This window comes from Corynebacterium sp. HMSC034A01, assembly GCF_001838175.1.
Lineage (GTDB): Bacteria > Actinomycetota > Actinomycetes > Mycobacteriales > Mycobacteriaceae > Corynebacterium.
Genome location: NZ_KV835934.1, coordinates 93359 through 107878, shown reverse-complemented (window position 1 = coordinate 107878; position 14520 = coordinate 93359). Strand labels below are relative to the sequence as shown.

Genomic DNA, 14520 nt, shown 5'->3' with positions numbered 1-14520 from the left:
AGTGCTTTTTACGTCCCGCAGAAGGTGACGTAGGGCAGCTGCCCCTCAGGCCGGGCCATCCATTCGGGCCCGGCCTTTTCGTTGTACGGATCACTCACCGCGGCGAGCAGCTCGTTGTACGCGGTGTAGTCGCCGCGGAGCTCGGCGGCGTTGATAGCCTCCTGCAGCATGTGATTGCGGGGGATGAAGATCGGCCCTGTCGCGCCGTTCATGCCGTGCTCGCGGTTGTAGGTGGTGATGTCGGCGGCCGCGTTCAGCCCGTCGTGGTCGCCGCCGATCCACTTCGCCCAGGCCTCGTCCCAGGTTGGCTGGACAGTCTTGACGTAGGCGTCGACCTTCTCCGCGCCCAGCAGCGGGTAGAGAGCCTCCGCCAGCCGCGCCATGTTCCAGGCGATGATGTTGGGCTGGTTGCCAAACGCGTAGCGGCCCTGCCGGTCGATGGAGGAGAAGCTCGCGGTGCCGTCGAAACGCTCGGTGAACGCACACGGGCCGTAATCGAGGGTCTCGCCCGACAGCGCCACGTTGTCGGTGTTCATCACCCCGTGGACGAAACCCAGGCGCATCCAGTGCGCCACCAGGTCGAATTGGCGGCCGGTGACGGTGCGCAGCATCTCCTCGGCGTCTGAGAAGCCCGCGGCAGCGACGACCTTTTGGGTCAGCTCCTCCGATTTCGTCGCCGCGTACTGCACCGTGCCCACACGCAGGTGGCTCTTGGCCACGCGAACCACAATGCCGCCTGGGACCGCGCCGTTTTGACGGATCACAGTGCCGCCGGTGGACAGCACGGCCAGCGACCGGGTGGTGGGCACGCCGACCGCGTGCATGAACGTGGAGACGAGGTGCTCGCGCAGCATCGGCCCGATCGCGCCCACCCCGTCCGTGCCCGGGCGCGAAAACGCGGTCAGACCTGAGCCCTTGAGCTGGATCTCATACCCGGCGGTGTCACCGAGGAGCAGGGCGCGGCCGTCGCCAAGCAATGGCACGAACTGGCCGAATTGGTGCGCCGCGTATGCCATGGCGTGGCCGCCTGTGCCGCCGGAGAGGAATTTCAGGCCGTCGTCAGATTTCAGCCACGCGACGTCGAGGCCGAGCTCCTCCGCAAGCGGCTCGTTGAGCGCGACAAGCTGCGGGTTCTCAAACTCCGTGCCGGGCTCTGTGTGCGCGAGCTCCGGCAGGGCATCTGCGAGCGTGTGGGCGAGCTGGGGTTGATTCATGGCTCCACCCTAAACTGATTGGCTATGACTACCGGCCACATCACACTCGTAGGCGGCGGCCCAGGCGCGTGGGACCTGCTGACCATCCGCGGACTGCGCGCACTCGAGGCTGCCGACGTCATCCTCGCCGACCACCTCGGCCCCTCCGCTGAGCTGGAGAATTTCTTGGACCTGACCGGCAAGGAAGTCGTGGACGTGGCGAAGTTGCCGTACGCGAAGCAGGTGGCGCAGGAGCGCATCAACGAGATGCTGGTTGCCTACGCGCGCACCGGCAAGCACGTCGTGCGGCTCAAAGGCGGCGACCCGTACGTGTTCGGCCGCGGCTTCGAGGAGCTGCAGGCGTGCGCGGCGGCCGGGCTGGAGTGCTCGGTGGTGCCGGGCGTGACCTCTGCGGTGTCCGTGCCGGCTGCGGCGTCGGTGCCGGTGACCCAGCGCGGGGTCACCCACGCGTTCACGGTGGTCTCCGGGCACCTGCCGCCCGGCCACGAGAAGTCGCTGGTGGACTGGGGTGCGCTGGCCCGCGTCGGCGGGACGATCGTGGTGGTCATGGGCGTGCGCAACGTGCGGGAGATCACGGCGGCGCTGGTGGAGGCCGGGTTGTCCGGGGACACTCCCGCCGCCGTGATCCAGGAAGGGGAGACGGACGCGCAGCGCGTGTATTTTGCCACCGCGGCGAGCTTGGCCGACGTGGTGGAAGCCGAGGGCGTCGCCGCGCCGGCCGTGTACGTGGTGGGGGAGGTCGCAGGCCTTGCGCACGCTGGATAGCTTGATCTGGGATGTCGCGTTCAGCGCGGCTGAGGGTGGTCAAAGGACCGTGCTCATCTGCCACGATCCGACCCTGGACCTGACCCGTGCGGCGGTCGCTGCGGGCGCGCCGGTGGTGTTCTGCGACGCGGACTACACACGTAGCCAGCTGGCCCGGTCGCTCGGGGCCGAGGTAGCCGGTGACGTGCGCTTGGACGAGTACCTGGCCGGGGCGACGGGGTCTGCCGTTGCGGTCGGCGAGATGCCGAAGTCCCTGGCGCGGCTGGACTACCTCGCGCGCTCTATCGCGGGCGCAGGCTTCGATGACGTGCGTGTCGTGCTCGGCGCGAACAACAAGCACCTCGCACGCAGCATGAACGCGACGTTGGCGGAGTCGTTCGACGACGTTGCTGCCTCGCTCGGCCGCGGCAAGTTCCGCTGCCTTGTCGCCTCCAGGCTGCGCCAGGTGGCCTACGAGCCAGTGCATAGTGACGGCCTCGTCGCCGTCGGCGGAGTCTTCTCCGGCGCAAAACCGGACCGGGGCGGGGAGCTGCTTCGCTCCTGCCTGCCCGCCGAGCCCGGCCGCCTGCTCGACCTGGGCTGCGGCAACGGTTCAGTCACCCGGGGCTTGGGCGGCGTTGCCACGGACGCGGATGCCGATGCGGTGCTGTCCGCCCGCGCCATCGGGCTGGAGGCGACGTGGGACGACGCTGGATCCCGGTTGCCGGATGCGTCCTTCGACACGATCGCGCTGAACCCGCCGTTCCACGACGGCACCACCGTCGACGCCACACTAGTGCAGCACCTCCTCGACGCCTCCGCGCGTCTGCTCGCCCCTGGCGGGGCGCTGTACCTGGTACACAATTCCCACCTGCGCTACCGCGGCGAGGTGGAGCGCCGCTTCACGTCCGTGGAGCAGGTCGCGCGCGATAGGACCTTCACGGTGCTCCGCGCCAGCCGCTAGGGCAGAAGGGCGGGCAGCGCGTTTGCGGCGGTGTCCTCGATGACCACGTCGGCCAGGTGCGATAAGTCCGTGCGCATGGGGGTGACCTCGATGATGGGGATCTCGCGGGCGTGCGCCATCAGCGGCAGGCCGGCGGCGGGGTAGACCACGCCGGAGGTGCCCACGATCACCAGCGCGTCGGCGGTGCGCATGCGGCGCTCCGCTTCCTTCCACTCAACTTCAGGCAAGGCTTCGCCGAACCAGACCACGCCGGGGCGCACCGGGCCGCCGCATTCCGGGCAGGACGGGGGAGTAATCGCTGCCACGGGTTCTTTGGGGAGGTCGATGGGCTGGGCGAAGTTCTCGTCGCAAAGCGAGCAGCGAAAGTCGAACAGTGAACCGTGCAGGTGGACGATGTCTTTGCTACCCGCGCGCTCGTGGAGATTGTCGATGTTTTGGGTGGTCACCGTCGTTATCGGCGACTTGGCGACGGCGACGTGGCCCGCGTTCGGCTCCGCCTGCTGCGCGAGGTGGGCGCGCCAGAGGTACCAGGCGAACATGGTGTCGGGATCGTCGTGCCACGCGTCGATGGACGCCATGTCCTGCGGGTCCACGTTCTCCCACAGGCCGGTCTGGGCATCGCGGTAGGTGGCGATGCCGCTGTCGGCGCTCATGCCGGCACCGGTGAAGACCTCGATGTGCGAGGCGTCGGCGAGAAGGGCGCGGGCGGTGTCGATGGTGGAGGAGGCGGTCATGAGGCCGACGGTACCTCTGGGGCGGGTGTCACGGGGCGGCGTTAACGCCGATATCGGCATTTAGGTCCGACGCGGCGGTAAAAGACCTGGTCGCGGTCGGGCCGGGACGGTAAATGCCGATATCGTCTTTTGCCTGGGGAGGTTCCCAAGTACCTGAGCTGTGGATAACAATGGCGGCGAGTTATCCACAGATGAGCGAGAGTCATTTCATTTTGCGTGAATCTCTGTCAGGATCGCGGCATGGATCGGGGGAGACAAGCAGAGATTGTTCGCAAGCTACGCCATCGGGATAAAGACAACGACAACGCAGGTGCAGTGATTCTGTCATCGAAGCACTGCATGTCGCGGGCCGATTTCGCGGGGCTCGCGTTTTTTGAGAGGCGGTGGATCCAGGCCATCGCTGCGGGGAAAGCCGCCAGGAAAGCAGCGTTGGCCGGGCGATCAGCTGCAAGGGCGTTGGATATGTGGGTGGTGACGACCGAGGTCAACGAGCCAGTGGAGCTACTTCTGCCAAACGGCAAAGCGCCGCCGAAGAAACAGCATCCGGCGAACACGGTCTATCACCGGGCAAGGAAACGGCCAGCGACAATCCGGCGCTTCGACACACTCCGCGCCACGGATGAGCTGACCACCGCGTTCGAAATCGCGCTGCGACATGGTTTCCGGGAAGGGCTCGTCGCCATGGACTGGATACTGAAGTTCTACGCGGACAGAGACACGGTCGAGGCCGAGATGGAGAAGCTGGGGAGGGTGCGAGGCATTGACACGCTGCGGAAAGTAGTGAAGTTTGCGGTGAACAACTCGCGCTCGCCGTTCGAGTCCTACGGAAGAGCGATTCTTATTGAGCGGGTGGCGGAGCACTGGATCGTCAACGGCAAGTTTGCCGGCTATGAGGTGGATCTTCGCCGTGGGATGTTCGTGACGGAGATAGACGGCGACTACAAATACGACGGTGTGACGTTCAATCCCACCGACGAGACGCTGCGGAAAGAACGACGCCGTGAAAAGAACCTGCTGAAGGCGGGCGTCAAGCTACTGCGTCCATCGCCGGTCGATTTGTTGTTCAGAGAAGATGAGTTTGTGGCTGATGTGCGCCGGCTTCTCGCTTTAGCGGAGTTGGTTGAGAAGGCGGCGAGTTAGCGCAGGACCGAGCTACACCGCAAAAGACAGCGCCACGCACACTATGGGGATCAAAGCTATGCCGACCACCACCCGCCGCACGTAGCGCTTGCCCGGCTCGTGCGCGGTGTTCACCGCGATTTTGCCCGGGTTCGACGGTAGCACCGAGGCGGCCATCGGGTCGTTCGGCGCAGAGTAGGTGCCCATGCCGCCCTGGTAGCGCAGCTGTTCGTTGCGCGACTGCTCCTCCGCGTCCGGTTCGATGCCGTCCTTCGCAGAGGTCATCCGCACCGCGATCACCACTACGTAGACGGTGAAGCCGATCCAGAGCGCGATCACCAGCCAGAACGGCAGACTCACGTCGGGCACCACCATGGCAATGTTCATCACTGCGAACAGTGCGGCCATCGCGAGGACTATTTTGGAGACGACGTCTGCGGAGGCGTCGCAAAGCTTCTCGACGCGCCGGGCCGCCGTCTCCGAAAACGGCAACGCGCCCTCGGCCGGGACCTTGACGGTGTGCCGGGCAAGCGATCTCGGCGGCAGAAACAGCGGCATCACCGCTGATAACACGACACCGACGATCATTAGCAGCGTCGTGCTGAGCAGCGTCTTCGGCGCGAAGCCGTCCGCCTCGCCGGTGGGGCCGATGTGCACCGTGACCGGGTCGGGGATCGCGTCCCAGCGCAGCAGGATGTAGGCGAATCCGACGGCGTAGATCAGCGCGGCCAGGCCGTAGCGGCGGTAGTTGGAAGCCATGACTACACCCGCATCGTGAGCAGCGTGCCGTCGACCGAAACGTCGAAGCCGGCGGCGGAAGCGATGTCGACGAAGTCTTCGGCGCACGTGGCGTCGTGAGGCGCCAGCGCGCGGGCCAGCTCGCCCTTGTACTGCTTGTTGAAGTGGCTGACCACCTTGCCCGTGTCGGCCTGCTCCACGCGCACCGTCAGCGCTCCCGGCACCGGCCCGAGCTGCTGGTAGGCGCCGGAGCGCATGTCCACCACGAATCCCTGTTCACTGAGCGCATCGCTGACCAGGGTGCCCCACCACGCCTTCATCGTCTTCCCGCCGACCTTGGAGCCGCCGGAAACCCGGTAGCGGGGGATCAGGTCGCCCGCGCGCACCACCCCGAACAGCGCGGAGCCCACGGCCAGGCGTGCCAGGGCTGCATCAGACAGGGTCGACGCGTCGAGGGCGTCGTAGAGCACCCCGGTGTAGCGCTCGATCGCCGGCATCACCGGCGCGGTGCGCAAACTCAAGTTCTCCTCGGCCTCCGCGCGCTTGCCGGCGGGGATTTTCAGCTCACGCATTTGGGTGTCCACGTCGGTGGCCGTGAGGACGTCGATAAGCGATGTGCGCACGGCGTCGAGGGAAGGAAACGACAGCGACATGGCCGCGTCGGTGCCGCCGGGCGCTTTGGTCTCAGAAGGCGGGAGCACGATCAGCATGCGCATAACCCTAGCGGTAAACTGCCAAACCATGATTACACGCCTGTCCACGCTGTTCCTGCGCACACTGCGCGAAGATCCCGCCGACGCCGAGGTGCCCAGCCACAAGCTGCTGGTACGCGCAGGCTATGTGCGCCGCGCCGCGCCGGGCGTGTACTCCTGGCTGCCGCTTGGCCTGCGCGCGCTGCGCAAGATCGAAGGCGTTGTGCGTGAGGAGATGGACGCCATGGGCGGCCAGGAGCTGCTCTTCCCGGCGCTGCTGCCGCGCGAGCCGTACGAGGCCACCAACCGCTGGACCGAATACGGCGACGACCTGTTCCGCCTGAAGGACCGCAAGGGTGCGGACATGCTGCTCGGTCCCACGCACGAGGAGATGTTCACCACCGCGGTGAAGGACCTGTACTCCTCCTACAAGGACTTCCCGGTCACGCTGTACCAGATCCAGACGAAGTACCGCGACGAGGCGCGTCCCCGCGCCGGCATCCTGCGCGGGCGCGAGTTTGTGATGAAGGACAGCTACTCCTTCGACATGTCCGATGAGGGTCTGGACCAGTCTTACGCCAACCACCGCGCCGCCTACCAGCGCATCTTTGACCGCGTGGGCCTGCGCTACGAGATCTGCAAGGCAACCTCTGGCGCCATGGGCGGTTCCGCGTCCGAGGAGTTCCTCGCGTACTCCGACAACGGCGAGGACACCTTCGTCGTCTCCACCGCGGGCGATTACGCCGCGAATGTCGAGGCCGTGACCACCGTCGCGTCCGAGCCGCGTTCCTTCGAAGGCCTGCCGGAGGCGGTCGAGCACGATACACCCGCGTCCGAGACCATCGCGGCGCTCGTGGAATGGGCGCAGGGGGCTGGCGTGCTTATCGACGGGCGCTCCGCCGAAGCCGCCGACACCCTCAAGTGCATGATGGTGAAGGTCAACGACCCGCGTCAGGTAGATGACAACGGCGAGCCGGTGGGGCCGCAGCTGGTCGGTGTGCTGATCCCGGGCGACCGCGAGCTGGACGAGAAGCGCCTCGAAGCATCGCTTGAGCCGGCGACCTTCGAGCTGGCCAGCGACGAGGACTTTGCCAAGAGCGACTTTTTGGTCAAGGGCTACGTCGGCCCCCGCGCGCTTGCTGCCAACGGCGTGCGGCTGCTGGCGGACCCGCGCGTGGTGGACGGCACCGCCTGGATCACCGGCGCAGACGCTCCGCAGCGGCACGTGGTTGGCCTGGTCGCCGGCCGCGACTTCACCGTCGACGGCTACATCGAGGCCGCCGAGATCAAGGCCGGTGACCCGTCGCCGTCCGGCAACGGCACCGTCGAGCTCGCCCGCGGCATCGAGCTGGGCCACATCTTCCAGCTCGGCCGCAAGTACACCGAGGCAATGGACGTGCAGATCCTGGACGAAAACGGCAAGCGCGCCGTGCCCACCATGGGCTCCTACGGCATCGGCATTTCCCGCATGCTCGCCGTGGTTGCGGAGCAGCGCCACGACGACAAGGGTCTGGTCTGGCCGGTGGAGATTGCCCCGTTCCAGGTGCACGTCGCGGTGGCGAACAAGGACGCCGCAGCCCTCGAGGCGGGCGACCGCATCGCCGCCGAGCTGTCTGACGCCGGGCTCGAGGTGCTTTTCGACGACCGGCCGAAGGTGTCCCCGGGCGTGAAGTTCAAGGACGCCGAACTGCTCGGCATGCCGTTCATTGTCATCCTCGGCCGCGCGTTCGCCGACGGCATTGTCGAGCTGCGCATCCGCGGCGGCGAGACGCTGGAGGTCCCGGCCGACGAGATCGTGGAGAAGGTCCAGGAGCTCGTCGCCGAGCGCCTCGGCTAGACCCGCTGGCCGTGGGCGGCCAGCCTGATGGCGTCCTCGCGCCAGACCGCGGACTCAGCGTGGGCGGCGGCGTAGCGCCATTGTTTGACCAGGTCGCTCTGCATGGTGTTGACCAGCTGGGCGGCCTCCTCTGCGTTCGTGGGCTCGGTGTAGCCCTCGGCGAACTCGTAGCCGGCGGCGGGAACCAACGCCTCGCCGTCGGCGACATCCAGCACGCGGGTCAGTGCCGCGGTGCGCTCGTGGGACGCCTCGCGCAGCACGCCGATGCGCTCGCGGAGGTCAGAGTCGGCGTAGGAGAGCGCGAGACCCAGCCCGTAGTAGACGGCGTTCTCCCGGACGAGCATGTCGCGGGCCGTTTCCGTGTCCGCGGCGTCCGACACAGTCTCGGTGACAGGCTCGAGGTCGACGGGGGAGAGCGTGAGCACGTCGATAGCCTGGGCGACGATGAGGTCCACGGACTCCGTAGGCACCTTGTCGGCGGCGGCAACGGTGTGCTCGAGCACCGCCTCCGCATTACCTTCGGCGGGCAGGTCGGTGTCGCCGTAGCTGACGTCGCACGAGGCGGGCGTTTGCCCCTGCGCGTCCAGCCCGCACAAACGAAGCGCCTCGTTCTTCAGCTCCTCGCTCTGCTTCTTGCGCATCTCGCGCCACTGCTCCTGCGCAGGGTCCCCGAAAACCCAGTCGGCGGAGGCCTGCTTCGCCAGCGCCATGATCTCGCCGTTGGCGCGCGGCCCCACCACGTCCATCACGGTGCAACTGGTGAGCAAGAGCGCGGCGGCGGGCAGCAGGAGGAGTTTCTTCACGCGCTGCACGTTACACGCTAGGTTGGTCGGCATGGCTTTTCCCACGAACGAGGCAATCGAGCGCATGGTTGAACCGGTTGCGCGCACCTACGGCATGGACATTGAGAAGATCCGCACGGTCAAGGCGGGCAAGAAGTCGCAGGTGGTCATCGCCCTGGATTCGGATGAGCACCCGACGCTCGATGACCTCGAGGAAGTGTCCAAGGAGCTTTCCACGCTTTTCGACGACGCCGAGGAACGCGGTGAGGTCAGCTTCGGCGCGGGTTACACCCTGGAGCTGACCACCCCGGGCGTGGACCTGCCGTTGACCGAGGCGCGGCACTTCCGCCGCAACCGCGGCCGCAAGGTCAAGGTGGGCGGGGAGAAGTGGCGTGTGGGGCCGATAAACGCGGAGGAGACTCAGGTGGCGCTGGTACGTGCGACGAAAAAGGGGGAGGAGGTTCGCGTTTCGCCGGTTTCTGAATTGTCGGGAGCAGTGGTAGAAATTGAGTTCAATGCCCCGCCGGCAGCCGAAACGGAGCTGGCGGATCGGGCGTTTGAAGAGCTTGAGGCCGCTGCGGCGGAAGGAAAGGAACACAAGTGAATATTGACTTGAACGCGCTGAAGGCGATCGAGGAACAGCAGGGGATCGCCATGGAGGATTTGCTGGCGACCATCGCGAACGCGCTGCTGTTTTCCTACCGCGAGTTCAAGGAGGATGACGCCGCTGCCAAGGGGGAGGACAGCACTAAGGCGCGCGTCGACATCGACACTGAAACCGGCGATGTGGCCGTGATTGTCAGCGAACTGGATGCCGAAGGGGAGGTTGTCTCCGAGTACGACGACACCCCGGTGAACTTTTCGCGCATCGGCTCCGTCGCCGTGCGCGACGCCATCAAGGGCCGCCTGCGCCAGGCGGAAGCCGGCCGCGTCTACGACGAGTACTCCGGTTTCGAGGGCCAGGCGGTCTCCGGCATCGTGCAGCGCGACGCGCAGGCGGAGGCCCGTGGGCTGAACATCGTCCAGCTGGGCACCGAGGCAGACCCGCAGGACGGCATCCTGCTGCCAGCGGAGAAGATCCCGGGCGAAAAGCTCAAGCACGGCGACCGCATCAAGGCCTACGTTGTGGGCGTGAACAAGGGCGACAAGCGTGTGCAGGTCAACCTGTCGCGCACGCACCCGGAACTTGTGCGCGGCCTGTTCGCGCTCGAGGTGCCTGAGGTCGCGGACGGCTCCGTGGAGATTGTCGGCATCGCCCGCGAGGCGGGCCACCGCTCTAAGGTTGCGGTGCGCGCAACCGTCAAGGGCGTCAACGCCAAGGGTGCCTGCATCGGCCCCCGTGGCGCGCGAGTGACCAACATCATGTCCGAACTCGGCGGTGAGAAGATCGACATCATCGACTGGGATGAGGACCCCGCCAAGTACGTCGGCAATTCCCTGGCCCCGTCCAAGGTTGTCTCCGTCGAGGTGCTGGACCTCGAGGCACAGGCGGCCCGCGTGACGGTGCCGGATTACCAGCTGTCGCTGGCTATCGGCAAGGAAGGTCAGAACGCTCGTCTCGCGGCGCGTCTGACGGGTTGGAAGATCGACATCCGCTCCGACGCGGACGCGGCCGAGTAGTTTGTAGGGAATTACACCGCTGTAACCAGGAAACCCGCTGGAAATATAGATCCAGCGGGTTTTGGCGTACAGTGTTATACGGCTTTTGTGTCCGCACGTTCAGGTGCGGCGACGACGATCGTGCGAGAAAGGAAGGGACGCGGATGGGTGTTGCTCGTAAGCAGCCGATCCGCACCCGAACCTGCATCGCCACCCGCACCGCGCAGCCGGATACCCAGCTGCTGCGGGTCGTTGCCGATCCGGACGTGCCAGGGCGGGTGCTCGCAGACCCGGGCAGGAAACTTCCTGGTCGGGGAGCGTGGATCACGCCCTCTATGGATGCGGTCGAGCTGGCGGAACAACGCCGTGCCTTCGGGCGGGCGCTCCGTCTGTCCACTGCGGTGGACCTAGGTCATGTACGTACGTACCTTGCGTCGTCGCAAAGCAATTGCGACGAGGTAAACGACCCAGACGAAAAAGGAAAGACTGAACACTGATGAGTACGCAACGATGAAGCAGCATCAGCGATGAATGTCACTGACCACGTCTAGGGGCAGGTAGCCGGAAGGGCACTGCTCCTAGCAACAACGAAGAGGAGATACGTGTCCGGAAAGCTACGCGTTCATGAGTTGGCGAAACAGCTCGGCGTAACAAGTAAGGAACTGCTTGCCACGCTCAAGGAGCAGGGCGAGTTTGTGAAGACGGCGTCGTCGACTATCGAGCCGCCCGTCGTGAAGAAGATGAAGGCGCACTACGCCAAGCAGGCCGGCGGCGACGACGCTGCCGACGAGAAGAAGGCCGAGTCTGCGCCGAAGAAGCCGCCGCTGAAGAAGCCGGGCCAGAACCGTGCGAAGGCAGCGGCTCCGAAGCCTGCCTCCCCGAAGCCCGGCGCAGCTGCGCAGGCGAAGCCGGCGGGCGATAAGCCGGCTCCGGGGGCTGGTACCCCGAAGCCCGGTGCGCCCAAGCCCGCGGCTGCGAAGCCGGGTGCCCCGAAGCCTGGTGTGCCGAAGCCTGCGGCTGCGAAGCCGGGTGCCCCGAAACCGGGTGCGCCCAAGCCCGCGGCCGCCAAGCCCGGTGCCGCTAAACCCGGTGCACCGAAGCCCGGTGCGCCCAAGCCTGGTGCACCGAAGCCGGGCGCGAAGGGCGGCGCGCCGACCCCGGGCGCTATGCCGCGTCCGGTGCCGAAGCCGGGCCGTCCGCGTGTAGCGAACAATCCGTTCTCGTCCAACTCCGGCGGCGGTCAGCGTCCGCCGCGTCCGGGTGGTGGCCGTCCGGGTGGCGGCCGTCCCGGCCAGGGCCAGGGCGGCCCGCGTCCTGGCGGCGCACGTCAGGGCGGCGGCTCCCGTCCATCCCCGGCGGACATGCCTGCAGGTCCGTCCCCGACACAGATGCCGTCGAAGGCGGCCGCCCCGGGTGGCCGTGGTCGCGGTGGCGGTCGTGGCCGTGGCGGCGGCCCGGGTGGCCCACGCTTCGGTGGACCGGGTGGCGGTTTCCGCGGTCGCGGCGGCCGTCGCGGCGGCACCGCAGGCGCATTCGGCCGTCCGGGTGGTGCACCCGGCAAGCGCCGCAAGTCCAAGGGCCAGAAGAGGGCTGAATACGAGGAGATGCACAAGCCGAACGTCATCGGTGGCGTTCGTCTCCCCGACGGCGGCGGCAAGACCGTCCGCCTGCGCCAAGGTGCGACCCTGTCCGACCTGGCGGAGAAGATCAACACCGATGCGTCGTCGCTGGTGCAGGCGCTGTTTAACCTGGGTGAGATGGTGACGGCGACGCAGTCCGTGTCCGAGGACACGCTGCAGCTGCTCGGCGCCGAGATCAACTACGAGGTGCAGATCGTCTCGCCTGAGGACGAGGACCGCGAGCTGCTCGAGTCCTTCGACCTGCAGTTCGGCGAGGACGAAGGCGGCGAAGAGGCGCTTGAGCACCGCCCGCCAGTGGTCTCCGTCATGGGCCACGTCGACCACGGTAAGACCCGTCTTCTGGACTCGATCCGCAAGGCAAATGTGGGCCGCGGCGAGGCCGGCGGCATTACCCAGGGCATCGGCGCGTACCAGACCGAGGTCACCTTGGAAGACCAGCCGCGCAAGATCACGTTCCTGGATACCCCGGGCCACGAGGCGTTTACCGCCATGCGTGCCCGCGGCGCCAAGTCCACGGACTTGGCCATCCTGGTCGTGGCGGCGGACGACGGCGTGATGCCGCAGACGGTCGAGGCGATCAACCACGCCAAGGCGGCGGAGCTGCCGATCGTGGTTGCGGTGAACAAGGTGGATAAGCCGGAGGCTCAGCCGGACAAGATCCGCGGCCAGCTCACTGAGTACGGCCTGGTGCCGGAAGAGTACGGCGGCGACACGATGTTCATCGACATCTCCGCGAAGCAGGGCACCGGCATCGACGACCTGCTCGAGGCAGTGCTGCTCACCGCGGACGCTGCTCTCGAGCTGACGGCGAACCCGGACATGGACGCCCAGGGTGTGGCCATCGAGTCCCACCTGGACCGTGGCCGCGGCCCGGTCTCCACCGTCATCGTGCAGCGCGGCACCCTGCGTGTCGGCGACTCCATCGTCGTCGGCGGCAACTTCGGCCGCGTGCGCCGCATGGTCGACGAGTGGGGCGACGACGTGGAAGAGGCGGGCCCGTCCCGTCCGGTCCAGGTCCAGGGCCTCAACGGTGTTCCCGGCCCGGGCGACAACCTGCTCGTGGTCGAGGACGACCGCGTTGCCCGCCAGATCGCGGCGCAGCGCGACGCCCGCCAGCGTGCGGCGATGCAGGCCCGCCGGAAGAAGCGTGTCTCCCTGGAGAACCTGGATCAGGCGCTCAAGGAACGCAACCAGCTCAACCTCATCCTCAAGGGCGACAACGCCGGTTCGGTGGAAGCCCTGGAGGAGGCCCTGCTCAAGATCGAGGTCGACGACGAGGTGCAGGTCAACATCATCGACCGTGGCGTCGGTGCCGTGACCCAGACCAACGTCACTCTCGCAGCGGCGTCGGACGCGATCATCGTCGGCTTCAACGTCCGTGCCGACGGCAAGGCCACCGAGGAGGCCAACGCCGAGGGTGTGGAAATCCGCTACTACTCGGTGATCTACCAGGCCATCGAGGAAGTCGAGAACGCTCTCAAGGGCATGCTCAAGCCGATCTACGAGGAGCGCGACCTGGGCGAGGCGGAGATCCGCCAGATCTTCAAGGCCTCCGCTGTCGGCCTTATCGCCGGCTGCATGGTCACCGAAGGCAAGGTCAAGCGTGGCGCGAAGCTGCGCCTGGTCCGCGACGGCAACGTCATCACCCCGGACGCGACCATCGAGTCGCTGCGCCGCGAGAAGGACGATGTCAACGAGGTGGCCAAGGGCTACGAGTGCGGCATGGTGCTGTCCTACCCGGATATCCAGGTGGGCGACATCATCCAGACCTACGAGATGGTCGAGGTCCCGCGCGACTAGCTCTGCCGCGTGACTACCGTCGCAAAGCAATTGCTTAGCGACGCCAACCCCCGCTCCGCGCGAACCTGCGCAGGGCGGGGGTTACACTATTGAAAGTTTCGGACAAAGGAGTTGAGCATGGCTGACAACCCTCGCGCACAGCGCCTGGCAAAGCAGATTCAGACGATCGTCGCATCCGCGATCGAACGTGAAGTCAAAGATCCGCGCCTGGAGCTGATCACTGTCACCGACACCCGCGTCACCGGCGACCTGCACGACGCAACCATCTACTACACGGTGCGCGGCCGCGACATCAACGACGAACCCGACTACGACCAGGCCGCCGAGGCGCTGCACCGCGCCCGCGGGCAGATCCGCAAGATCGTGGGCGACCAGCTCAGCGTGCGCTTTACCCCGACGATCTCCTTTGAGCGCGACACCGTCCCAGAGTCCTCCGCCCACATGGAGGAGCTGCTCAACCGGGCCCGCGCCCGCGATGAGGAGCTGGCGAAACTGCGCGCGAACGCAAAGCCGGCGGGCGAGAGCGACCCCTACAAGCGCACAGGTGACGATGTCTAACACGCCACCGGTATACCTCCCGGAGGCGGCGGCGCAGTTCAAGGCCGCCGCCTCCCGTGTGCGCGCAGCCGGGAAGATTTCGGTGGTCGCGCATATCAA

Annotated in this window: 14 protein-coding genes; 9 read left to right on the top strand and 5 right to left on the bottom strand. The window is 66.7% G+C overall.

From position 1 onward, the window contains the following. Window positions 1-8: 8 nt before the first annotated feature. Window positions 9-1214 carry a protein adenylyltransferase SelO family protein gene (locus HMPREF2791_RS03035; protein ID WP_070844332.1) on the bottom strand — a complete coding sequence of 402 codons (1206 nt, stop codon included), beginning with the start codon at window positions 1212-1214 and terminating at the stop codon, window positions 9-11. Window positions 1215-1238: 24 nt separating this feature from the next. Here HMPREF2791_RS03035 and cobA point away from each other — a divergent pair, with 24 nt between their 5' ends. Together cobA and HMPREF2791_RS03025 are read left to right on the top strand one after the other, a co-directional pair. Further along, complete coding sequence (cobA, locus tag HMPREF2791_RS03030; protein WP_070474123.1) at window positions 1239-1979, top strand: uroporphyrinogen-III C-methyltransferase; 741 nt, start codon at window positions 1239-1241, stop codon at window positions 1977-1979. Then, window positions 1963-2922 (top strand): class I SAM-dependent methyltransferase, encoded by a 960-nt coding sequence (locus tag HMPREF2791_RS03025; protein ID WP_070844330.1) that lies wholly within the window; start codon window positions 1963-1965, stop codon window positions 2920-2922. Before cobA ends, HMPREF2791_RS03025 begins: the two co-directional genes overlap by 17 nt. Here HMPREF2791_RS03025 and HMPREF2791_RS03020 read toward each other — a convergent pair. Then, complete coding sequence (locus HMPREF2791_RS03020) at window positions 2919-3656, bottom strand: NAD-dependent deacylase (protein ID WP_070844328.1); 738 nt, start codon at window positions 3654-3656, stop codon at window positions 2919-2921. The two genes, HMPREF2791_RS03025 and HMPREF2791_RS03020, sit on opposite strands and share 4 nt — an antisense overlap. A 216-nt stretch (window positions 3657-3872) precedes the next feature. On the opposite strand from HMPREF2791_RS03020, the gene HMPREF2791_RS03015 reads away from it, so the two are divergent. Continuing rightward, a complete protein-coding gene (locus HMPREF2791_RS03015; protein ID WP_141764895.1) occupies window positions 3873-4796 on the top strand; it encodes a hypothetical protein in 924 nt (307 codons plus the stop codon). A 12-nt stretch (window positions 4797-4808) separates the two neighbouring features. Here HMPREF2791_RS03015 and HMPREF2791_RS03010 read toward each other — a convergent pair whose 3' ends face one another. Continuing rightward, a complete protein-coding gene (locus HMPREF2791_RS03010; RefSeq protein WP_070844325.1) occupies window positions 4809-5534 on the bottom strand; it encodes a DUF1648 domain-containing protein in 726 nt (241 codons plus the stop codon). 2 nt (window positions 5535-5536) lie between these two features. Further along, complete coding sequence (locus tag HMPREF2791_RS03005; RefSeq protein WP_070844353.1) at window positions 5537-6223, bottom strand: YaaA family protein; 687 nt, start codon at window positions 6221-6223, stop codon at window positions 5537-5539. A gap of 31 nt (window positions 6224-6254) precedes the next feature. Here HMPREF2791_RS03005 and HMPREF2791_RS03000 point away from each other — a divergent pair, with 31 nt between their 5' ends. Next, a complete protein-coding gene (locus tag HMPREF2791_RS03000; RefSeq protein WP_070844323.1) occupies window positions 6255-8042 on the top strand; it encodes a proline--tRNA ligase in 1788 nt (595 codons plus the stop codon). On the opposite strand, the gene HMPREF2791_RS02995 is transcribed toward HMPREF2791_RS03000, so the two are convergent. Next, a complete protein-coding gene (locus HMPREF2791_RS02995) occupies window positions 8039-8845 on the bottom strand; it encodes a DUF4439 domain-containing protein (RefSeq protein ID WP_246825357.1) in 807 nt (268 codons plus the stop codon). The two genes, HMPREF2791_RS03000 and HMPREF2791_RS02995, sit on opposite strands and share 4 nt — an antisense overlap. A 31-nt stretch (window positions 8846-8876) precedes the next feature. Here HMPREF2791_RS02995 and rimP point away from each other — a divergent pair, with 31 nt between their 5' ends. The 5 genes from rimP (at window position 8877) to rbfA (ending at window position 14421) form a co-directional block, all read left to right on the top strand. Continuing rightward, window positions 8877-9428, top strand: coding sequence for a ribosome maturation factor RimP (gene rimP, locus HMPREF2791_RS02990; protein ID WP_070474503.1), 552 nt, complete (start codon window positions 8877-8879; stop codon window positions 9426-9428). Beyond that, complete coding sequence (nusA, locus tag HMPREF2791_RS02985) at window positions 9425-10444, top strand: transcription termination factor NusA (RefSeq protein WP_070844321.1); 1020 nt, start codon at window positions 9425-9427, stop codon at window positions 10442-10444. The genes rimP and nusA overlap by 4 nt, the downstream gene beginning before the upstream one ends. Before the next feature lie 143 nt (window positions 10445-10587). Further along, entirely contained in the window at window positions 10588-10920 is a 333-nt protein-coding gene (locus tag HMPREF2791_RS11515) for a YlxR family protein (protein WP_070474137.1), read from the top strand. 105 nt (window positions 10921-11025) lie between these two features. Beyond that, window positions 11026-13863, top strand: coding sequence for a translation initiation factor IF-2 (gene infB / locus HMPREF2791_RS02980; RefSeq protein ID WP_070844319.1), 2838 nt, complete (start codon window positions 11026-11028; stop codon window positions 13861-13863). A 117-nt stretch (window positions 13864-13980) separates the two neighbouring features. After that, window positions 13981-14421 (top strand): 30S ribosome-binding factor RbfA, encoded by a 441-nt coding sequence (rbfA, locus tag HMPREF2791_RS02975; protein ID WP_070474140.1) that lies wholly within the window; start codon window positions 13981-13983, stop codon window positions 14419-14421. Window positions 14422-14520: the final 99 nt, after the last annotated feature.

Excerpts from the sequence above, each read along its gene's own strand:
- HMPREF2791_RS03035 (WP_070844332.1), bottom strand. The coding sequence starts at position 1,214 with ATGAATCAACCCCAGCTCGCCCACACGCTCGCAGATGCCCTGCCGGAG.
- cobA (WP_070474123.1), top strand. The coding sequence starts at position 1,239 with ATGACTACCGGCCACATCACACTCGTAGGCGGCGGCCCAGGCGCGTGG.
- HMPREF2791_RS03020 (WP_070844328.1), bottom strand. The coding sequence starts at position 3,656 with ATGACCGCCTCCTCCACCATCGACACCGCCCGCGCCCTTCTCGCCGAC.
- HMPREF2791_RS03010 (WP_070844325.1), bottom strand. The coding sequence starts at position 5,534 with ATGGCTTCCAACTACCGCCGCTACGGCCTGGCCGCGCTGATCTACGCC.
- HMPREF2791_RS03005 (WP_070844353.1), bottom strand. The coding sequence starts at position 6,223 with ATGCTGATCGTGCTCCCGCCTTCTGAGACCAAAGCGCCCGGCGGCACC.
- HMPREF2791_RS03000 (WP_070844323.1), top strand. The coding sequence starts at position 6,255 with ATGATTACACGCCTGTCCACGCTGTTCCTGCGCACACTGCGCGAAGAT.
- rimP (WP_070474503.1), top strand. The coding sequence starts at position 8,877 with ATGGCTTTTCCCACGAACGAGGCAATCGAGCGCATGGTTGAACCGGTT.
- HMPREF2791_RS11515 (WP_070474137.1), top strand. The coding sequence starts at position 10,588 with ATGGGTGTTGCTCGTAAGCAGCCGATCCGCACCCGAACCTGCATCGCC.
- rbfA (WP_070474140.1), top strand. The coding sequence starts at position 13,981 with ATGGCTGACAACCCTCGCGCACAGCGCCTGGCAAAGCAGATTCAGACG.